The 19,550-nt window shown below is 71.1% G+C and carries 21 protein-coding genes; 16 read left to right on the top strand and 5 right to left on the bottom strand.

Going from position 1 to position 19,550, the window contains the following annotated elements; translation table 11 throughout:
- Window positions 1-201: 201 nt before the first annotated feature.
- Together HNR16_RS15675 and HNR16_RS15680 are read left to right on the top strand one after the other, a co-directional pair.
- Entirely contained in the window at window positions 202-825 is a 624-nt protein-coding gene (locus HNR16_RS15675) for an NADPH-dependent F420 reductase (RefSeq protein WP_158042002.1), read from the top strand.
- Between the two features lie 65 nt (window positions 826-890).
- Window positions 891-1,577, top strand: a complete 687-nt coding sequence (locus tag HNR16_RS15680) for an MOSC domain-containing protein (protein ID WP_158042001.1) — start codon at window positions 891-893, stop codon at window positions 1,575-1,577.
- Window positions 1,578-1,628: 51 nt separating this feature from the next.
- On the opposite strand, the gene HNR16_RS15685 is transcribed toward HNR16_RS15680, so the two are convergent.
- Complete coding sequence (locus HNR16_RS15685) at window positions 1,629-2,093, bottom strand: protein-tyrosine phosphatase family protein (RefSeq protein WP_158042000.1); 465 nt, start codon at window positions 2,091-2,093, stop codon at window positions 1,629-1,631.
- A 51-nt stretch (window positions 2,094-2,144) separates the two neighbouring features.
- On the opposite strand from HNR16_RS15685, the gene HNR16_RS15690 reads away from it, so the two are divergent.
- From HNR16_RS15690 to HNR16_RS15710, 5 genes are all read left to right on the top strand, one after another.
- Window positions 2,145-2,654, top strand: a complete 510-nt coding sequence (locus tag HNR16_RS15690; RefSeq protein WP_158041999.1) for an aminoacyl-tRNA deacylase — start codon at window positions 2,145-2,147, stop codon at window positions 2,652-2,654.
- 180 nt (window positions 2,655-2,834) lie between these two features.
- Window positions 2,835-3,713, top strand: a complete 879-nt coding sequence (locus HNR16_RS15695) for a DUF5336 domain-containing protein (protein WP_179558295.1) — start codon at window positions 2,835-2,837, stop codon at window positions 3,711-3,713.
- 165 nt (window positions 3,714-3,878) lie between these two features.
- On the top strand, window positions 3,879-4,964 hold the full coding sequence (locus HNR16_RS15700; RefSeq protein ID WP_158041998.1) for a hypothetical protein: 1,086 nt from the start codon (window positions 3,879-3,881) through the stop codon (window positions 4,962-4,964).
- A 249-nt stretch (window positions 4,965-5,213) separates the two neighbouring features.
- On the top strand, window positions 5,214-5,906 hold the full coding sequence (locus HNR16_RS15705) for a DUF308 domain-containing protein (protein ID WP_158041997.1): 693 nt from the start codon (window positions 5,214-5,216) through the stop codon (window positions 5,904-5,906).
- Complete coding sequence (locus HNR16_RS15710) at window positions 5,907-6,512, top strand: hypothetical protein (RefSeq protein WP_158041996.1); 606 nt, start codon at window positions 5,907-5,909, stop codon at window positions 6,510-6,512.
- A 95-nt stretch (window positions 6,513-6,607) separates the two neighbouring features.
- On the opposite strand, the gene purB is transcribed toward HNR16_RS15710, so the two are convergent.
- Complete coding sequence (gene purB / locus HNR16_RS15715) at window positions 6,608-7,996, bottom strand: adenylosuccinate lyase (protein WP_158041995.1); 1,389 nt, start codon at window positions 7,994-7,996, stop codon at window positions 6,608-6,610.
- Window positions 7,993-8,565, bottom strand: a complete 573-nt coding sequence (locus tag HNR16_RS15720; RefSeq protein ID WP_225737987.1) for a low molecular weight protein-tyrosine-phosphatase — start codon at window positions 8,563-8,565, stop codon at window positions 7,993-7,995. Before HNR16_RS15720 ends, purB begins: the two co-directional genes overlap by 4 nt.
- A 209-nt stretch (window positions 8,566-8,774) precedes the next feature.
- Here HNR16_RS15720 and HNR16_RS15725 point away from each other — a divergent pair, with 209 nt between their 5' ends.
- The 6 genes from HNR16_RS15725 to HNR16_RS15750 all read left to right on the top strand — a co-directional run bounded on the left by HNR16_RS15725 (window position 8,775) and on the right by HNR16_RS15750 (window position 15,281).
- Entirely contained in the window at window positions 8,775-10,931 is a 2,157-nt protein-coding gene (locus tag HNR16_RS15725; protein WP_158041993.1) for an MSCRAMM family protein, read from the top strand.
- Between the two features lie 229 nt (window positions 10,932-11,160).
- Window positions 11,161-12,642: a DUF7927 domain-containing protein gene (locus HNR16_RS15730; RefSeq protein ID WP_158041992.1), complete on the top strand. Its 1,482-nt coding sequence runs from the start codon at window positions 11,161-11,163 to the stop codon at window positions 12,640-12,642.
- 170 nt (window positions 12,643-12,812) lie between these two features.
- Window positions 12,813-13,322 carry a mycothiol transferase gene (locus HNR16_RS15735; protein ID WP_158041991.1) on the top strand — a complete coding sequence of 170 codons (510 nt, stop codon included), beginning with the start codon at window positions 12,813-12,815 and terminating at the stop codon, window positions 13,320-13,322.
- Window positions 13,323-13,335: 13 nt separating this feature from the next.
- Window positions 13,336-13,530 (top strand): hypothetical protein, encoded by a 195-nt coding sequence (locus HNR16_RS15740; protein WP_158041990.1) that lies wholly within the window; start codon window positions 13,336-13,338, stop codon window positions 13,528-13,530.
- A gap of 199 nt (window positions 13,531-13,729) precedes the next feature.
- Window positions 13,730-13,957, top strand: a complete 228-nt coding sequence (locus HNR16_RS15745; protein WP_158041989.1) for a hypothetical protein — start codon at window positions 13,730-13,732, stop codon at window positions 13,955-13,957.
- 1 nt (window position 13,958) lies between these two features.
- Window positions 13,959-15,281: an alpha/beta fold hydrolase gene (locus HNR16_RS15750; protein WP_158041988.1), complete on the top strand. Its 1,323-nt coding sequence runs from the start codon at window positions 13,959-13,961 to the stop codon at window positions 15,279-15,281.
- Between the two features lie 59 nt (window positions 15,282-15,340).
- Here the strand turns inward: HNR16_RS15750 and HNR16_RS15755 are convergent, their stop codons facing one another.
- Entirely contained in the window at window positions 15,341-15,748 is a 408-nt protein-coding gene (locus HNR16_RS15755) for a phage holin family protein (protein WP_158041987.1), read from the bottom strand.
- A gap of 108 nt (window positions 15,749-15,856) precedes the next feature.
- Window positions 15,857-16,741, bottom strand: coding sequence for an imine reductase family protein (locus HNR16_RS15760; protein ID WP_158041986.1), 885 nt, complete (start codon window positions 16,739-16,741; stop codon window positions 15,857-15,859).
- Between the two features lie 77 nt (window positions 16,742-16,818).
- Here HNR16_RS15760 and HNR16_RS15765 point away from each other — a divergent pair, with 77 nt between their 5' ends.
- From HNR16_RS15765 to HNR16_RS15775, 3 genes are all read left to right on the top strand, one after another.
- A complete protein-coding gene (locus tag HNR16_RS15765) occupies window positions 16,819-17,184 on the top strand; it encodes a winged helix-turn-helix transcriptional regulator (RefSeq protein ID WP_218868467.1) in 366 nt (121 codons plus the stop codon).
- A gap of 22 nt (window positions 17,185-17,206) precedes the next feature.
- Entirely contained in the window at window positions 17,207-18,310 is a 1,104-nt protein-coding gene (locus tag HNR16_RS15770; protein WP_158041985.1) for a histidinol-phosphate transaminase, read from the top strand.
- Between the two features lie 87 nt (window positions 18,311-18,397).
- Window positions 18,398-19,513: a thiamine pyrophosphate-dependent dehydrogenase E1 component subunit alpha gene (locus HNR16_RS15775; RefSeq protein WP_225737986.1), complete on the top strand. Its 1,116-nt coding sequence runs from the start codon at window positions 18,398-18,400 to the stop codon at window positions 19,511-19,513.
- Window positions 19,514-19,550: the final 37 nt, after the last annotated feature.

A 19,550-nucleotide genomic window follows, 5' to 3' on the forward strand; every position in this document is an offset into this window, starting at 1 on the left:
TTCCCCTCCTGCCCTCCTGTGGACGGAGCGTGCACGCGTGCCCCGCTCGGTCACGGGCCGCCGGCCGGACGGATCCGTGTCGTCTGCCGATGCCGCGCAACTGACACTTGTAGCTACAAGTAAATGGGCGTACGGTCACCTCGAACACATGAACGAGACCACGTCGCAACGACGACGGGGCATGAACATGGAGGAATCGACATGACGAGCATCACCATCATCGGAACGGGCACGATGGCGTCGGCCATCGCCGACGTCGCGAGCGCCGCGGGCGCCGACATCCAGGTCCTCGGCACGAGCGAGGAGAAGGCGCGGGTCCTGGCCGGTCGTGTCGCCGGCACCGCCGGAACCGTGGGCGACGACGTCACGGGCGAGATCGTCGTGCTCGCCGTGCCCTATCCCGCGCTCGCGACGATCGCCGACACCTACGGCACCCGACTCGACGGTCGGGTCGTCGTCGACATCACCAACCCGCTCGACTTCGCGACGTTCGACTCGCTCGTCGTGGCGGCCGACGGTTCCGCCGCGGCCGAGCTGCAGGTGGCGCTCCCCGGCGCCCGCATCGTCAAGGCGTTCAACACGAACTTCGCGGGGACGCTCTCGTCGCGCGAACTCGGCGGCGACCCGACGACCGTGCTGGCCGCGGGCGACGACGAATCGGCCCGGCAGGCCGTGCTCGATCTCGCCACCGCAGCGGGCCTCGCGGCCGCCGATGCCGGGACGCTCCGTCGCGCCCGCGAGCTCGAGGCGCTCGGATTCCTCCAGCTCACGCTCGCCGCGTCCGAGCGCATCACGTGGAACGGCGGTTTCGCGCTGCGCCGCTGATTCGAGTCCGTGCCGCCGCCGCTCCCGCCGCCCGGTGGGCGTGGCGGCGGACGTAGCATCGAGCCATGACGCGCCGACTCGCATCGATCCGCCGGTACCCCGTGAAAGCGCTCGGCGGCGAGCCGCTCTCGCGAGCGCGCGTCACGGAACACGGGATCGAGGGGGACCGGGTCCACGTCATCGCGGAACCGGACGGCAGGTGGCTCTCCGGCAAGAACACGAAGCGCATGCGACGCAACGACGCCCTCTTCGAGCTGCGCGCTCGGACGGGTGCCGACGGTCGGGTGCGCATCGTCGACGGGGACGAGGAGTGGGATACGGCTGACCCGGGAATCGACGAGCACCTGCGCCGCCGACTCGGCACCGACGCCGTCCTCCTCCACGACCCCGGTGCGCGATTCCATGACGCCGCGCCCGTTTCGCTCGTCGGCACGGCGACGCTCGCCCATTGCGCCGACCGGTACGACATCGATGCGGACCCCCGCCGCCTCAGGACCAACCTCGTCGTCACGACGAGTGAACCGTTCGAGGAAGAGGGCTGGATCGACCGCCCGGTGTGCATCGGCGATGTCGAACTCGTCGTCACGGCACGCGTGACACGATGTCGCATGATCGACCTCGCGCAGGACGGCGCCACCGGGCGCGGCCCGTGGCTCGCTCCGCTCGGGCGTGACCGCGACGCGAAGGCCGCCGTCTACGCCCGGGTCGTGCGCGACGGCAGCGTCCGCGAGGGCGACGTCGTCGTCGTCTGACCGTCGGGTCGCGTGTCCGGTCGGTGCGACCTGCGGCGTGAACGACGCCGGTCAGGGGCGACGCGGTGCGGCCGGTCGTTCGAGACGACGCACGAAGCGCGCCTGCCAGGGTGTCTCGACCGCGTGCCGGTCGTAGTTCGTCCGCACGTATGCGACGGCCGCACGGGCGCCGACGCCGTCGAGCACCGCGAGGCAGGCGAGTGCCGTTCCGGTCCGTCCTCGTCCGCCACGGCAGCTCACGGCGACGCGTTCGGACGTCGAACGCACGAGCACGGCGCGGAGTGCGCGCAGCGCCTCGTCGCGATCCGCGGGAACGCCGAAATCCGGCCACCGGAGGACCTCGGAGGGCCACGCAGGGCGCTCGCCCTCGCGGCGGCCCGCGAGCACCAACTCGAACTCGGGCTCCGGCGCATCGCCGGGCCACGTCGAGCGACGCCCCCGTCCGACGACGGTCCGGCCCGATGGAAGACGCAGTCGACCGGGAACGCCCTCGGGCCACGCGCCGTTCGCCTGCACGGCGCCAGTCTCGCGCGATCGGCTGGGAGCGTCGGGCGTAGCATGCGGCCCATGGGAACCGACACCTCGCCCTCGGCCGACGATCTCGATCGTGTGGACGCGCCGGCCGCCGCCGCACTCGAAGCCGCGGGCCTCGACTTCCGCATCACGCGCCACGGCCGAGTCGCGTCCCTCGACGAGGCGGCGGCCGCCCGTGGCGTGCAACCCGGCGACATCATCAAGACCCTCGTGGTGCGCCGGGCCGACGACGATTTCCTGTTCGTCCTCGTGCCCGGTGATCGGGAGATCAGCTGGCCGAAGCTGCGGCACGCGCTCGGCGTCACGCGATTGTCGATGCCTGATGCGGCGACGGCCCGTGCAGTCACCGGCTACGAGCGCGGCACGATCACCCCCTTCGGCTCGAGCAACGCGTGGCCCGTCATCGCTGACCCGACCGTGCTCGGGCGCACCGTGTCGATCGGCGCCGGCGCGCACGGCGTGGCCGCGACGCTCGACGGGACGGCGGCGATCGAAGCACTCGGCGCGACGGTCGCGGACGTGACCGAGCGCCGCGCCGATTGATCGACGCACGACGCCGGCGTCCGCGGATACCACCCCGGGCGGACGCAACGGTTCGGCGCCGACGCTAGTTTGGGCACGAGACGTGTGCGGGCCGTCGACGGCTGACGATCGATCGACGGATGCGTCGTGCGTGGACCGCCGCCCGCAGGCGCCCCTCGCGCGTCGAGAGCAAGGTGAAACATGACCTACCCCGGTGATCAGTGGGGCGCGTCCGGCGGACAGCCGGGGTACGGCCAGCAGCCGGGCTACCCGCAGCAGCCGGGCTACCCGCAGCAGCCGGCGTACGGGCAGCAACCGGGCTATCCGCAGCAGCCGGCGTACGGGCAGCAGCCCGGCTATCCGCAGCAGGCGGGGTACGGGCAGCAGCCCGGCTCCGGGACGCCACCGTCGGGTGGCCTGCCCGGCTGGGGCTGGGCCCTCATCGTCATCGCCGGTGTGCTCGTCGTCGCCCTCATCGTCTGGGCCGTCTGGCAGGGCTTCCGCGACGGGGACACGGACGACGAGACCGCGCCGGCCACCACCACGACGAGCTCCACCGAGCCGACGTCCTCGTCGACGACGAGCACGGTCGGCACCGACACGGCGGACGCGCTCTCGCTCGATCGGACCGTGGCGCTGACCGGGGACCCGACGATCTCCTTCACCGCGAGCGGATGGGTCGACGAGGGCGTCGAGCTGCAGCAGGGTGGGCAGAAGCAGACCTGGCGCGCTCCGGGCGGCGAGTGCTCGTTCGCGGCGTACGTCTTCGAGATGTCGGCGTTTCCGTCCTCGACCGACCGCGAGAAGTCGATGGAACGCTACGACCTCGTCGCGGCGGATTCGATCGGCATCCTGACGGACGTCCGGGACGCCGCACAACCCGTCACGAGCGGTGAGTCCATCGACGTGCTCGAGTTCGCGATGCAGCGGACGACGACACTCGACGAGTGGCTCCTGACCCGGACGTTCGCCGGGTCGGGGCACGAGATCATCCTGTCGCTGGTCTGTCGGTCGGGACAGATCGACCAGGAGCGGATCGACGACGTCCGTTCGAACATCGTGCTCGACGTGCGGCACTGATCCCGATCGGTTCGTCACGGCGGGCGGCGTCACTCAGTCGCCCGGCGGTGTCGGGATCAATCCGTCGTCGGTTCCGTCGCGGTCGGCGGCGCCACAGACTTGGGACATACCGTCGGTCGGCGGGGTGGACGCGGACGGCGTCGGGCGGACGAAGCGGGAGATGTCGTGTCGGATCAGTTCTGGGGGACGGGCGTGCAGGGCGAACAGGTGCCGAACCACTCGTCCGCACAGGGGGCGGAGTACGACGGGGCGTCGGTGTTCGGCACCCCCCGGTCGTCGACCTGGGGCATTCCGGCGGTCGACCGCGCACCGTCGTCGGACACGCCGCCGCCCACCGGGTACCCGGCCGCGGAGTACGACCGATTCGCCACGACGACGACACCTGCCGCGGGGGCACCACCAGCGGGCACGTGGGCGACACGCACCGGGACCATCGGCGCGCCGGTGACGCGTACGGGGGACGCGCGAACCTTCGGTTCCGTCCCCGCGCAGCCGTCGACCGGCTACGGCGCAGGTGACGGGCAGCCGTCGACGGTCCACGGCGCCGGCTACGGACCGCCGCCGATCGGCTACGCCCCTGGACAGGTGCCGCCCGACGGCGGTTCCCGGATGCTCCCGGGCGCCCCCGAGCCGCGTCGCTCGGGGATGCCGCTCTGGGCGTGGGTGCCGATCGGTGCCGGCGCGCTGATCGTCGTGGCACTCGTCGCCGCGTTCGCGCTGCCACGTTTCCTCGCGTCGGCAGGGTCGCCACCGCCGACGACCGCGCCGGTCGCCGCGATCGATCTGGGCTTCGACGGCTCGTCGTCGCTCGCCGCAACACCCATCGTGATGATGGACGAGGGCAGCGAATGGAGTCCCCTGGGTGCCGACGAGACCGAGGACTACCGAGTCGACCGCTGGGAGCAGGGCGGGGGCGAGTGTCTCGTGTCGTCCCAGACCGGTGCCGACGTGCCCGGGGTCACCGGATCGGACGATCGCGACATGAGCGAGAGCCTGCTCGAGAAGGTGCTCGGCGAACGGCCCGGAGGACTCGACGTCGTCGAGATCGGCACGACCACCGGGGGGTCGGTCTCGCTGCTCGCGTTCGAGGTGTCGACCTCCTACGGCACCCAGTGGCTCGCCACGCGGGCGTTCGCGGATTCCGGCGACTTCGTGCTCCTGAACGTCGGGTGCGCCGACGGTCGGCTCGACGACGCGCTCGTCGACTCCGTCCTCACCGACATGCGCTTCACGATCGAACCGTCGTCCTGACGCGCGGCCACGCCCCGTCGGTGCCGGCACGCCGCGCTGACGCGGCGGCGGGCGCCGCGCGGACGGCACCACCGTCACCGATTGCTAGACTCGGCTACACGCCCCGAGGGGCGCACTCCCGCCATATGAACTCCGATCCGGGGTCGAAGGGTCTTCATTGCTGCGCACGATCTCCACGTCCCTGCACCGTCGCGCCGTCGCCCGACGGCGCGCGACCACCGGCGTCGTGCGCGACCGGACGGTGACCGCATGACCGCCGACGTCGTGGGACCACCCGAGACGACGACGGACCGCGTCTCACCGAGCATCTGGGGGTCGATGCTCGCGCGCGCGGCGATCGCGGCGGTCATCGCACTCGTCATCGCGTTCACGCCGGGGCACACGCTCACGTTCGATCTCGTCGCCTTCGGGGTGCTCACGCTCGGCTCGGGCGTCGTCGTGGTGCTCGGCACCCGCCGTGCCCGGGCCCTGCCCGGGAGGGCGAGCGTCATCACCCGTGGCCTCCTCTCGCTCGTCGTCGGGCTCGTCGCGATCATGCTGGCTGCACTCCCGGACGCGCGCTCGACCGCGACGCTCATCTGGCTCGTGGCGGGTTGGGCGATCCTGGCCGGTGGCCTGTGGGTCCTCACCGCGTGGCAGGCTCGCCCGGCCCGCGTCCTCGCCCGCGAGTCGGTGCTGATCGGTCCGATCACGCTCGTGCTCGGGGTGCTCGTCGCGCTCGTCCCGCCGGACCTGTACCAGGAGTACGGGGGCCTCGAGCAGGTCGAGGGCGCCATGACCGCGACGATCCAGATCGGCGGACTCGTCGGCGGGTACGCCGCGATCCTCGCCGTGCTCCTGGCCGTGGAGGCGTTCACCCTCCGCGGCGCGCAGCGACGTGCCAACCGGAACGATGTCCGGATCCAGAACGCGGCCGATGAACCGGCCACCGAGGTGAACTGAGTGGTCGACCCGAAGCGCAAGGCGCTCATGAAACCCTTCGAACTGATCGGCATCTCGGCCGTGTTCGGTGGGTTCGTGGGATTCATCGTGGTCTACACGATGGGGCTCGCGAACCTGCTCATGGGCATCATCGCGGGCGTCGGCACGTTCATCGTCGCGATCGTCGTCCTAGCCATGCTCGTGCTCTCGTACCGCCCCAACGCGAGCGCGACCCACTACCTCGATCGGTTCGAGACGGAATCGAGCGAGGCGGAGACGGCGGTCGACGCTGCCGCCGACGCCGCCACCGACGACGACGTCGAACCCACCACCGACGCGCACGACGAATCCGCCACCGACACGCACGACGAATCCGCTCCGACCGTCGCCGCACGTGCGGGCACGGACCCTGCCGACGGTGCGGACGGTGCTGCAGTCGCCGACGAACCGGCGTCGGACACCGTGGCCGATCCGGCCGCCGCACCCGACGAGGACGGACACGCAGCCGCACTCGACGACGTCGAGATCATCGACGTGATCGAGGTCGACGACACGGCGAGCGATGCGAACGACCCAGCGCGCGACGAGCACGCGGACCCGTCCGGGGCGGACGCCGACCGTCGCTGATCCCGGCGTGCCGGCGGCGACGCCTCACGCCCCGGCGGCACCACGACACGAGCGGGTCGACGGTCGTCGCCGATCGCCGACCCGCCCGAACTCCGTCACGGACGCTCGAGACGCTCCACGAGCTCCGACGAACGTCCCGTGTACCGTGCCGGCGTGAGCGCGAGCAATCGCTGCTTCGCGTCGTCGCCGATGTCGAGCCCCTCGACGAACGCGACGAGGTCGTCGCGACCGATGCGATGGCCACGCGTCAGTTCCTTCAGGACCGCGTAGGGGTCGTGGATCGTCGAGCGACCCGCGACGATCTCGGCGCGGATCACCGTCTGGATCGCTTCGCCGAGCACCTCCCAGTTCTCGTCGAGCTCGCGAGCGAGCACATCGCGGTCCACGGCGATCTCCTCGAGACCCCGCCGTGCGTTCCCGATCGCGAGCAGCGAGTGCCCGAATCCGACGCCGATGTTGCGCTGCGACGACGAGTCCGTCAGGTCGCGCTGCAGGCGCGAGGTGACGAGCGTCGACGCGAGCGAGTCGAGGATCGCGTTCGACAGCTCCAGGTTCGACTCCGCGTTCTCGAAGCGGATCGGGTTGATCTTGTGCGGCATCGTCGACGATCCGGTCGTGCCCGCCTGCGGGATCTGCCGGAACACCCCCCGCGAGATGTACATCCACACGTCGGTGCAGAGGTTGTGGAGGATGCGGTTGAAGTGCGCGACGTCGCTGTAGAGCTCCGCCTGCCAGTCGTGCGATTCGATCTGCGTCGTGAGCGGATTCCATTCGAGATCGAACGCCGACAGGAACTCCGGGGCCAGTGCCTCCCAGTCGAGTTCCGGAGCGGCGACGACGTGGGCGGCGAAGTTGCCGGTCGCGCCGGCGAACTTGCCGAGGTACTCGGCGTTCTCGATGCGCCGCAGCACGCGCCCGAGGCGGTGCGCGAACACCGCGAGCTCCTTCCCGAGCGTCGACGGCGTCGCCGGCTGCCCGTGGGTGAGCGACAGGATCGCGTCGTCACGGTGGTCCACGGCGAGTTCGGCGAGCTTCGCGACGAGATCCTGGGCGGCAGGAAGCCACACGTGCTGGACCGCACCACGAACCGTGATCGCGTACGAGAGGTTGTTGATGTCCTCGCTCGTGCACGCGAAGTGCGTGAGCTCGGCGATCGGATCGAGCCCGAGTTCCGCGAGGCGGCGACGTACGAAGTACTCGACGGCCTTCACATCGTGCCGGGTGACGGCCTCGTCGGCGGCGAGCTCGTCGAGCGCGGGCTGCCCGAAGTCCGTCACGACGCGTCGGAGGGCCGACTTCTGCTCGTCGTCGAGGCGCGTCGAGCCGAACAGCTCGCGGTCGGTGAGGAAGACGATCCACTCGATCTCGACGTGCACGCGGGCCCGATTGAGCGCGGCCTCCGAGAGGTGCTCGGCGAGCGGCGCCGTCACCGACGCATAGCGGGAGTCGAGCGGGCTGAGGATCTGCGGGGGAAGTGGGCTCATGACGGCTCCTGTGACGGTGGGTCGTGTCGGACGGCGGACGCGCGGCGGCCCTGTTGGGCCGCTCGCACGACGGGCTCGATCTGGGCGAGCAGACCCCGGCAGGCGACTTCGATCATGTCGCGCACGCGGTCGAACAGCTCGTCGGAGCCATAGTACGGGTCGGGCACCTCACCCGAGGGGGAGCCCGGGTCCGCCGGCGAGAAGGAGAGGAGCGGTCGGATGAGCGCGCGTTCGTCGTCGTCGCGGGCCCACGCGCGCAGGATGCGTCGCTGCCCCCGATCGAACGTCACGATGAGATCGAAGGTCTCGAACCACGACACCTCGAACTGCTTCGCCCGATGGTTCTCGGCCGAGTAGCCGACGCGATCGAGCGCCGCGCGCGTGCGCGGGTCGGCCTTCTCGCCGACGTGCCACTCGCCGGTCCCGGCGGAGGTGATGTAGACGGCATCGGCGAGACCGGCCTCGTCGACCATGTCGCGGAAGATGACCTCGGCCATGGGGGAGCGGCAGATGTTGCCGGTGCAGACGAAGCAGATGCGGAGGATCGCGTCGTCATGACGGGCTGGCATGTCCCCCATTGTCACGCATCACGCGGCCGCCCGTGCGACGAATGCCGGGAAGTCACGGGGCTTGGGGCGAAGGATGACGCCTGTTATGGTTCATATCGTCTCCAGCACCGGCGTCGTGACGCCGTGGTGCATACTTCCGCGGGGGGCGGATGACGGAACGTCTGCCACCGCGCGGTGCCCCTTTGCATCCAGTGAACATATTGAGTGTCATGCGTTTCCATCCCCCACACGCTGCCGCGGCGCAGCGCGCCCGGCTCGGGCGGCTGACCGCCCTCGCCTTGGGTGCCCTGTTGCTCGCGGCCGGGCTCTTCGCCCCCGCCCTCTCGTCGGCCGCCCCGGCGAACGCCGCACCCGACGACACGGAGGGCTGCAGCTACGGCACCGGCGGCCCCAGCGCCGACACGATCTGCTGGCTCGACCTCTCGGCGTTCAGCGGGGACGCCGCGCTCACGGGGCAGGACATGTCGACGCAGCTCGGCAACGGCATCCGCATCGACTTCCACGCGAAGTTCGTCAAGCAGACGCAGACCTCGGGGAGCACCAGCGTCTCCGATCGCGGCATCCAGGCCGTGCCGTTCCCGGCGTGGGAGCAGTCGCTCCTCGGGACGCAGGACTACGTGGGGACCACGGGCAAGCCCGCGCTCTACATCGACCGCGAGGGCGTTCCCGCCGGGTGGGTGGACGCGCCCCGCGAGTCGGGCATCATCGAGATCACCGACATCAAGGTCTACCAGAACGACACCGCGGTGACCTCGGGCTACTCGCTCGTCATGGCGGACGCCGATCGCAGCAACCGCAACGAGGGCTACACCTGGCGGTCCGACGCGCCCATCAAGCTCATCGAGAACATTCCCGCGATCGGCGCCGACGGCACCGAGTACCCGGCCTGCAAGGCCGAGCTGAGCGGTCTCGGCACGAACGAGGTCCGCTGTCTCGGCGTGAGCGGCGAGGCCGGCGCGGTCGTCGTCGCGGCCGACTCGCCGACCGAGGTGTCGAGCGCGTTCCTGACGGGCAACCCGTACTCGAGCCAGGCGGTCGCCTTCGGCGTCATGTTCTCCAAGGTGCAGGCCAACAAGCAGGTGGATTCGCGCTACGACTCCGCCGACCAGTTCACCGTCACCACCTCCGACGAGGGCGGCGTGCTCGGCACGGGTTCGACGAGCGGTGACGCCTCGACGGCCACGACCGGCGGCACGAGCATCGTCACGACGACCGACGGCAAGCGCATCACCTTCACCGAGAGCGCGGCGAGCGATTCGGTGGACTTCCAGCACTACGACACCGCGTGGCAGTGCCAGGCGAACGGCGAGGCGATCGAACCCTCGCGCGTGACCCCGTCGACCGACGGCCTGTCCGTGTCCGTCGACGTGGGTGTCGGTGAGTTCGTCGACTGCACCGTCACGAACACGGCCAAGCTCGGCTCGGTGTCCTGGAAGAAGGTCGATCCGGACGGGACGGCCCTCGCCGGTTCCGAGTGGACCCTCACGCCCACCGGTGGTTCGCCGATCACGGTCGTCGACAACGGCGAGAACGACACGAACGACGCCGTGGGTGACGTGCAGGTCGACGGCCTGAAGTGGGGCGAGTACTCGCTCGTCGAGACGAAGGCGCCCGACGGTCACTTCCTGAGCGATGCGACCTCGACGTTCACGATCTCGGGCGACCACTTCGTCGAACTCCTCGGCACTATCGAGAACACCCCGGGCACGCCCGGCATCGCGGTTCGCAAGGACTCGAACCCCGCGTCGGGATCGACCGTCGAACCCGGCCAGCAGATCACCTACACGGTGACCGTGCAGAACACGGGTGACGTCGATCTGACGCCCGCCACGCTCGATGACGACCTGTCCGACGTGCTCGACAACGCGAGCTACGTCGACGGCTCGGCCGTCGCGGGGATCAACGGCGTCGCGGCCGCCGCGCCCGTGGTCGACACGACCGCACGCACGCTGCACTGGCAGGACGCGCTGCCGGTCGGCGCGACGGCGACCCTGACCTACACGGTCCAGGTCGCCGCCGACGTGACGACGGACGACGTGCTCGTGAACGTCATCACGGCGAAGGCCGACGTGCCCCCGGGCTTCACGCCGCCGACGCCGAACTGTGTCGAAGGGTCCACCGACCCCGCGTGCAGCACGACGCACACGCCCGTGATCCCGCCGACGCCGACCGAGCCCGTGCCGCCCACCACGACGAGCGTCCCGCCGACCACGGCGGTGCCGATCCCGCCGGCGTCGACGCCGAGTTCGCCCGAACTCGCGAACACGGGCGCCGACCTGTCCCCGACCCTGTTCGTCCTCGGCGCGCTCGTGCTCGCCGGAGCGGGTGCCCTCGCGCTCGGACGACGCCGGGGCCGCCAGGGCTGATCCACGCGAGCGATCGGACGATCGCAGAACGGCGCGGGGCCGTGAACCGAGATCTCGGTTCACGGCCCCGCGCCGTTCGCGATGACGGCAGACGGGGACGGACCTCCCAGTCGACGGTCGAGTTCATATAGGCTGCCTGTGGTAAAAGGCCACGGTCCACCGTGCGACGTCCTGCCATCTGCTCTTCGAGCCCCCACTGAATTCCCCCGCTTCAGAGAAGAGAACCGTCATGCCTGACGTCCTCGAGCGACGATCGACCGCTCACGACTCCCCTTCACGATTCCGTCGCGCCGCGGCCGGCCTCGCCTCGCTCGCCGCGATCGCGGAGACGCCCACGACCATCTCCTCGACGTTCATCAACGACTTCTCCTCGAGCCGCCAGGGCATCGCGCTCGGGGTCATGTTGTCGAAGGTCGAGGTGAGCAAGACCGTCGAGAGCCGCTACCAGGACAGCGACCAGTTCACCGTCTCGACGAGCGACGCGAACGGCGAGATCTCGAGTGCCTCGACCGAGGGCGACGCGACGTCGGCCTCCACCGACCCCGTCGAGCAGCTCACGGGCCCCGGCGGCTCCGACGTCACCTTCACCGAGCGGGGCGCGTCCGATGACGTCGACCTCGACCACTACACGGTCGAGTGGGCGTGCACGCGCAACGGCGAGGAGATCCCCGCGGACGACCTCACGGAGAGCAGCACCGACGACAGCCGCGACGTCGTCGCGCACGTCGGAGTGGGCGACCTCGTCTCCTGCGAGGTGACGAACACCGCTCGCCTGGGCGCTGCGTCCTGGACGAAGACGGACGCCGACGGCGCGCCGCTCGCGGGTTCCGAGTGGACGTTCGAGACCGAGGGCCAGGACCCGATCGTCGTCGTCGACAACGGCACGAACGACACGGACCCCGCCGTGGGCGCGATCGGCGTCGACGGGCTGCGCTGGGGCGACTACACGCTCACGGAGACCAAGGCGCCCGCCGGCTACCTGCTGCCGACCGAGGCCGCGGGCACGTTCACGATCGACGGCGACAACCTGACGGCGACCGTCGGACCCGTCGAGAACGTCCTCGGCACGCCCGCGCTCGAGGTCAAGAAGTCGTCCGATCCCGCATCGGGCTCGCAGATCGACCCCGGTCAGGACATCACCTACACGGTGACGGTCGCCAACACGGGCGACGTGCCGCTCACCCCGGCCAAGCTCGACGACGACCTCGCGGGCGTCTTCGCCCACGCGAGCTACGTCACGGATTCGGCCACGGCGACCGTGAACGGTACACCGGTCGACGCGCCGGTCGTCGACGAGGACAACGCGACGCTGCACTGGGAGGGGACGCTCGCGGTCGGTGAGACCGCGACGCTCAGCTACACGGTGACGGTGGACGCCGACGTGACGGCCGACGACGTGCTCGTCAACGTCATCACCGCCGAGGCCGACGTGTCCCCGGGCTTCACGCCGCCAGTCTCGAACTGCGTCGAGGGTTCGACCGACCCGGACTGCAGCACGACGCACACGCCGCTCGTGCCGACGCCGACGACGCCCGCGCCCACGACGCCGGCACCGACCACCCCGGCACCCACGACGCCCTCGACGCCCACGGGCCCGCAGCTCGCCAACACGGGTGGGGAGCTCGCCCCCGGGCTGTTCCTCGTGGCGGCGTTCCTGATCGCCGGTGCGGGTGCGCTCGTCGCCTCGCGTGCTCGGGGCCGCCGCAGCTAGGCGCCTCACGACGACGACCCGTCGGCGTTCCCTCGACCTCGCGTCGAGTGGGACCCGGCGGGTCGTCTCGTTGCGTGACACGGACGCACAGCGCCGGTACCGCTCCGTTCGCTAGATTCGCACCAGTGGCCCGGCCCGTGCGGGTCGCATCGTCCGAGGGGTGGCTCAGCATGCGCAGTACCGAGGTCCTTTCCGACGGGTACGCCCGCATCCCCGCGCTCGTCCGGGCCGCTGTCGAGGGTGCGAACAGGTACGAGCTCATCTCCCGACTCGACCCGGACGCCAACTCCCTGCTCTGGCTCACGTGGCACATCGGACGGGAACAGGACGCGCAACTCGCCCAGCTCGCGGGCCGCGAGCAGGTGTGGGTGACGGGCGATTGGCGCACGCGGACAGGGCTCGACGTCGACGACGACGACGTCGGGTACGGCAACACCTCTGAGCAGGTCGCCCGCATCGACGCACCCGCCGACGAGCTGCTCGCCTATGTGGACGCCGTCGGGGTGTTCTCGCAGGAGGTCCTCCGCGGCTTCGACGACGACGCGCTCGACGAGGTCATCGATCCGGCCTGGGACCCGCCCGTCACGCGCGGCGTCCGGCTCGTGAGCATCCTCGGCGACGCGTTCGAACACGCGGGCCAGGCCGCCTTCGTGCGCGGCGTCCTCGATCGCGCGCGCTGAACGGCGGTCCGCCGTGTTCGCGTCGCACGCCTTCTCGGCCGTCGTCTTCCGCGAGGCGGGCTGGTGGGTGATCGAGATCCCCGAGTGCGGACAGACCCGCCAGTGTGCGACCCTCGACGACGTCGATCGCACGGCGAGGGAGTGCGTCGCGGCGCTGCTCGACTGTGCCTGGACCGATCTCGAGGCGGACATCGTCATCGCCGACTGAACTCCCCGCTCGTGTCACTCGGGCTCGCCGGGTGGCGGTCGACCGTCTGCCCATCGGTGCGTCGCCTGTGGAACGGTGACCGTCCACAGACGCACGGGCGATCCACGACGGGGTGCTCGTCGAGGGGCGAGCATGCTTCGAGCGCGGCAGGGGGCCGTGCCCGTGGCGGATCGGGGCGACGATGCAGCGAGTGGGGGACGTGGACGGTTCCACACGGGCGGCGATCGAGGAGGTGCGGGAGGCGGTCGCCCGCCTCCGCGAGACCCTCGTCGCCTCGACGATGACCCCGTCGGGCGGTGCCCTCTGGCTCGGCCACGACGTCGAACTCGCCGGCCTCGTCGCCGAGGCGGTCGCGCTCGAGGCACTCGCCGCGGGTGCCGCGGGCGAGGCGGCGATCCTCGGGGTACTGCCGTCGTCGGGAGGGTGAGGTGGTCCTCGTCCACGATGCGACCGGCCTCCGGGGGAGGGCGCTGGCGCTCGAGGCGGCGGTGCGTGGCCTCGAGGGCGCGAACGCCACGCTGCGTGTCCTGATCGACGGACGGGGTGCGGCGGGCACGGTGGGCCCGATGACCGGCACCCTGCCGGCCGGCGTGCAGGTCGTACTGGAGCGCGTCGACGACTTCGCCGCACGGACGCGCGCGGCCGAGGACCGCCTTCGCACGGCGGAGGATGCCGTGTGGTCGATCGTGCGGGCGACGGCCGAGGCCGGTGCCGGGACGGTCGCGCGGCTCACGGTCGCACTCGGACTCGCGACACCGTTCGGCGGGGCCGCGGGGCTCCTGCCCGCCGTCGCGGTCCTGGCCGCGGGAGGGGCGGCGCTCCGGGCGATGCGGAACACCCCGCAGTTCGCGGCGGTCGTCCGCGTGGGCGTGGAGTTCGCCGACGATCTCGTGTTCGGTGCGGTCGGTCTTCCCGTCCCGGCGCCCCTCCGCGGTGACGAACGGGCGCTCCTCGACGCGGTGCACGACGGCGCGGTCGCGATCGGTGCGCTGACGGTCGGCGGGCTGGTCGTCACGGCCCACGACCGTCGCCCGCTGGGCGGCGGCCCGCCCGACATGGCGGACATCGTCGGGAGCATCCCGGACGCCGAGGACGGTGGTCCGCAGGTCTCCGTCACGACCTACACGCGTCCGGACGGCGGCATCATCAGACTCGTCTCGGTCACGGGCACCTCGAACCAGGGGTTCGGGAGCTCGCGCCAACCGTTCGACCACGTCGGGAACCTCGCGGCGTACGGTCGGAACGAGGGCGAGTCGATCTCGGCGGTCCTCCTCGCGCTCGACGCCGCGGGCATACGGCCGGGGGACGAGATCGTCCTCGCCGGCTACTCGCAGGGTGCGCTCGTCGCGCAGGCGATCACCGAGTCCGGACGATACGACGTTCAGGGATTCGTGTCGGTCGGGGGACCGATCACGACGACGGCGCTCCCGCCCGACGTCCCCGTCGTCGAACTCCAGCATCCGGCCGATCCGCTCGTCGCGCTGCAGGGGCTTCGCGATCCGGACGACGACGGGTCCGCGATCGTCACGGTCGATCCCTACGGCCCCGGTCGGGCTGCGCGCACCGACGGGTGGTTCGATTCACACGAACTCGGGCTCTATCGCGAATCCGCTCGCCTGGCGCCCGAGTTCGTCGACCCGAGTGGACCGTCCGTCGCGCGCATCGAGGCGGCGTTCGCCGGTGCGAGCGCGACGGGCCGTCAGTTCGTCACCGTCGGGCGCGAGCAACCGCGATTCGGTGGCGAGGCGTGACACGCGTCGGATGCTCGCGGACGGTGTGGCGCCACGGCGCGTGCCGATCGGGGCGTGGTTCAGTCCTCGTCGGAGGAGGTGCGGCGACCGATGCCGCGCGTGAGCGCGCCGAGGATCGCCGTCAGGATCGACATCACGAGGGCCGCGAGCACCGCCCACCAGAACCCGTCGACCGTGAGGCCGAAGCCGATGAGGCTCGAGATCCACCCCACGAGCCAGAACAGGAACCCGTTCACGACGAGCGCGATGAGCCCGAGCGTCAGCACGTAGATGCAGAAGCCCGCTGTGCGCAGGATGCCGCCGATGATCCCGTTGACGACACCCCAGATGACCCCGAGGAGCAGGTAGGTGAGTACCCACGCGAGCGGGGTGTCCTCGTACGGCGTGACGTGCGTGCCGCCCGAGACGATGAGGGTCGTGACCCAGAGGGCGACCGCGTTGACGACGAGGTTGACGAGGAGGCGCATGACTCCATCATGCCGCGCGCGCCCGGAACGAACCATGGGGCTGGCCGGTGGAACGCGCGACGACCCGCACGGCGGACGCACCCGGGTCGGCGCGGCGGACACGCGTGTTCAACGCGTCGGGAGGAACCGTTCGGCGACGACGTCCCAGTCCGTCGTCCCCGGATGGTCGCGTTCGGCGTCACGCGACGCATCGAGGACGAGGCCCGCGATGCCGGGATCGATGTCTGCATCGCGGCTCGAACCGACGATGTGCTCGAGGAACGCGCGGCACATCGCGAGGCTCGCCTGACCGCCGTCGTAGCGGCGCCGCGCCACGGCGTCGGTGAGGCCGGCGAGTGAGTCACCGAGCGTCGACACGATGCCACGCGCGTACGGGAGGAACCGCGCGGGCTCGATGCCGTTGGCAGCGGCGAGTGCCGTCGCGTGCAGGTGCGCGTCCATGCCCGCGAAGTACACGTCCAGCATCGCGAGATCGAGTGCGGGTGGGACGGCGTGATCCGTGCCCGTGAGGTCCGCCGTGCCGCCGAGCGCGTCGAGGAGCGGCCCGAGGGCATCGAGTTCGTCGTCTGCGCCCGCGTACAGGACGAGGCTCTCGTCGGTGCCGACGAGCGGCGTCGGCACCATGATCGCGGCGGTCACGTAGGCGATGCCGAGGCGTTCCGCCGCCGTCGCCGAGGCGCGCGCCTCGGCGGGGGTGCCCGTTGCGGCGTTCACGACGATCCGCTGCCCGACGGCCGGCGCGATGCGCTCGATCACCTCGCACGCGGCCGTGTGGTCGCGGACGCAGAGGACGACGATCCCCGCGGCTTCGACGGCCTCGACCGGATCGTCGGCGAGTCGGATGGCGTCCGTCGTGAGCCCGAGCGCTGTGCGCGTGCGGGGCGTGCGGTTCCACGCGGCGACGGGGCGACCCGACGCGGCGATCGCGTGGGCGATCGCCGTGCCCATCGGGCCGAGGCCGAGAACGGTGATGGTGTTGGTGCGTTCGGTCATGTCGTCCATGCTGGGAGTGCACGACGATTCCGACCAGTACGCACTTCGATGTGCGTCCGCGGACGACGGAGGAACTCATGGACGACGATCGGTGGACGTGCGGGGTGAACGTCGTCTTCGATCTCGTGGGGTCGAAGTGGAAGCCCACGATCCTCTGGCGGCTCGCCGAGGGCGATCGACGGTTCGCGGAGCTGCGCCGGGCGATCGTCCCCATCACCGAGAAGGTGCTCACCGAGCAGTTGCGCCAGCTCGAACGCGACGGTCTCGTCGAGCGCAGCGACGACGGTGGCTTCCCGCGGCGCGTGGTGTACGGCCTGAGCGACGACGGCGCGGAGCTCGAACGGGTGCTCGACGCGGTCGGCCACTGGGGCGACGCGCACGCCGACGACATCCGTGAGCGGCGGGCCGCGGCGCCGCGACGGTCGGGCACACCGGCGGCATGATCCGGCGCAATAGACTGCGGGGATGACGCGTCCCACCGTGAAGCTGCGCCCGGAGATCGTCGCCCAGACCGCGTACCGGCAGGGTCGGCCCGCCGCGGCCACGGACTTCAAGCTCTCGTCGAACGAATTGCCGTTCCCGCCGCTGCCCGCCGTCGTCGAGGCGGTCGCCGCCGCCGACGCGTACCACCGGTACCCCGACGCCACCGCCCGGCGACTGCGGGAGGCGATCGCCGAGCGTTTCGACGTGTCGCCCGACCAGGTGCTCATCGGCTCGGGGTCGGTCGCGCTGCTGTACCAGGCGGCCCTCGCCGCGGCCGGGCCCGGGGACGAGATCGTCTACCCCTGGCGCAGCTTCGAGGCGTACCCCGGCATGGTTGCGCTCACGGGTGCGACGGGTGTGCAGGTGCCGCTGCGCGACGACGGATCGCTCGACCTCGACGCCATGGCGGACGCGATCACCGACCGCACGCGGCTCGTCATCGTGTGCACGCCGAACAACCCGACGGGCCCCGTCGTGGGACACGGGGAGCTCGAGGACTTCCTCGATCGGGTTCCCGACGACGTGCTCGTCGTGATCGACGAGGCGTACACGGAGTTCGTGACCGACCGGCGCGCCGCCGACGGCTCGCGGTTGCTCGCCGAGCACGCGAACGTCGTCGTCGCCCGCACCTTCTCGAAGGCGTACGGGCTCGCCGCACTCCGCGTCGGCTACCTCGTCGGGCGTGCCGAGAACATCGCCGCGCTGCACCCGGCCGGCATCCCGCTGAGCGTCACGGCGCAGGCCGAGGCCGCGGCGCTCGCGGCACTCGGTGAGGTCGACGAGATCGGTCGACGCATCGCCGAGATCACGGTGCGACGCGACGAGATCGCGCGTGCACTCGCCGACCAGGGGTGGCGGTTGCCCGTCTCGCAGGCCAACTTCGTGTGGCTCCCCACGGGCGCGCACACGGGCGAGGCCGAGCAGATCTTCCGCGACCACGGCCTCGTCGTGCGTGCCTTCGCGGGTGACGGCATCCGGGTGTCGATCGGGGAGGACGGTGCCGTCGGGCCCATCCTCAAGTCGGCCGCGGCGATCCTCGCCCGATTTCCTGAGCTGAAACACACAAAGGAATCCGTCGAACGTTGACCGATGCTGACAAGGGGGCTCGTGTCGGCATCCGTAGACTGGCGGACAGCGCCGATCGGGCGCGACCGGAAGGAAGGCACCGCCGCTGTGACTTTGAGCGATGACACCGTCCAGATCCTGACGCCCGACGGCGAGGTGCGGCCGAACGCGGCCGCGGGCCCGTTCCTCGCGGCGCTCGACGAGCTCACGCTCGACGACTACCAGCGGGCGTATCACGACATGACGTTCGTGCGGGCCTTCGACCATGAGGGCACGAACCTGCAGCGGCAGGGCCAGCTCGCGCTCTACGTGCCCGCGGAGGGGCAGGAGGCGGCGCAGATCGGCTCCGCGTTCGCGCTGCGGCCGCAGGACGTCGCGTTCCCGAGCTACCGCGAGCACGGCGTCGCGTTCGTGCGCGGTGTCGATCTCACGCGCGTGCTCGCACTGCTCCGCGGCGTGACCCACGGCGGCTGGGACCCGGAGGAGTTCCGCTTCCGCCTCTACACGCTCGTCATCGGCTCGCAGACGCTGCACGCGACGGGCTACGCCATGGGGCAGCTCTTCGACGAGGTCGTCGGGACGGGCGACCCGAGTCGCGACGAGGCGACGATCGTGTACTTCGGCGACGGCGCGACGAGCCAGGGCGACACGAACGAGGCGTTCGTCTTCGCGAACAGCTATCGGACGCCGCAGGTGTTCTTCTTGCAGAACAACCAGTGGGCGATCTCCGTGCCCGTGCGGGTGCAGTCGCGCACACCGCTCTACAAGCGTGCCGCGGGTTTCGGCATGCCGTCGACGCAGATCGACGGCAACGACGTCATGGCCGCGTACGCCGTCACGCGCACGTCGCTCGACGCCGCACGGGCGGGCGAGGGGCCGTCGTTCATCGAGGCGATGACGTACCGCATCGGTGCGCACACGACGAGCGACGACCCGACGAAGTACCGCGCCGACGAGGAGACGGCGTCGTGGCGCGAGCGCGATCCGATCCTGCGGCTCGAGCGCTACCTGCGCGCGCAGGGCGTCGGCGACGAGTTCTTCGAGCGGGTCGCCGACGAGGCGAAGACGTACGCGCTCGGTATCCGTGAGGCCTGCCTCGCGCTGGGCACACCGGACCGCTCGCTCGTGTTCGAGAACGTGTACGCCGAGCCGCACGCGCTCGTCGAGCACGAGCACGCGTGGTCGGACCGGTACGAGGCATCGTTCGGGGAGGACGCGAAATGAGCGAGGGGACGACGACACAGGTGTCGACGGACGCGCG

It is taken from the genome of Pseudoclavibacter chungangensis (assembly GCF_013410545.1).
Taxonomy (GTDB): Bacteria; Actinomycetota; Actinomycetes; order Actinomycetales; family Microbacteriaceae; genus Pseudoclavibacter; species Pseudoclavibacter chungangensis.

Coding starts and splice junctions, on each gene's coding strand:
- HNR16_RS15765 (WP_218868467.1), top strand. CDS start 16,819: ATGGACGACGATCGGTGGACGTGCGGGGTGAACGTCGTCTTCGATCTC.
- HNR16_RS15675 (WP_158042002.1), top strand. CDS start 202: ATGACGAGCATCACCATCATCGGAACGGGCACGATGGCGTCGGCCATC.
- HNR16_RS15755 (WP_158041987.1), bottom strand. CDS start 15,748: ATGCGCCTCCTCGTCAACCTCGTCGTCAACGCGGTCGCCCTCTGGGTC.
- HNR16_RS15680 (WP_158042001.1), top strand. CDS start 891: ATGACGCGCCGACTCGCATCGATCCGCCGGTACCCCGTGAAAGCGCTC.
- HNR16_RS15720 (WP_225737987.1), bottom strand. CDS start 8,565: ATGCCAGCCCGTCATGACGACGCGATCCTCCGCATCTGCTTCGTCTGC.
- purB (WP_158041995.1), bottom strand. CDS start 7,996: ATGAGCCCACTTCCCCCGCAGATCCTCAGCCCGCTCGACTCCCGCTAT.
- HNR16_RS15690 (WP_158041999.1), top strand. CDS start 2,145: ATGGGAACCGACACCTCGCCCTCGGCCGACGATCTCGATCGTGTGGAC.
- HNR16_RS15735 (WP_158041991.1), top strand. CDS start 12,813: ATGCGCAGTACCGAGGTCCTTTCCGACGGGTACGCCCGCATCCCCGCG.
- HNR16_RS15760 (WP_158041986.1), bottom strand. CDS start 16,741: ATGACCGAACGCACCAACACCATCACCGTTCTCGGCCTCGGCCCGATG.
- HNR16_RS15695 (WP_179558295.1), top strand. CDS start 2,835: ATGACCTACCCCGGTGATCAGTGGGGCGCGTCCGGCGGACAGCCGGGG.
- HNR16_RS15725 (WP_158041993.1), top strand. CDS start 8,775: ATGCGTTTCCATCCCCCACACGCTGCCGCGGCGCAGCGCGCCCGGCTC.
- HNR16_RS15705 (WP_158041997.1), top strand. CDS start 5,214: ATGACCGCCGACGTCGTGGGACCACCCGAGACGACGACGGACCGCGTC.
- HNR16_RS15770 (WP_158041985.1), top strand. CDS start 17,207: ATGACGCGTCCCACCGTGAAGCTGCGCCCGGAGATCGTCGCCCAGACC.
- HNR16_RS15730 (WP_158041992.1), top strand. CDS start 11,161: ATGCCTGACGTCCTCGAGCGACGATCGACCGCTCACGACTCCCCTTCA.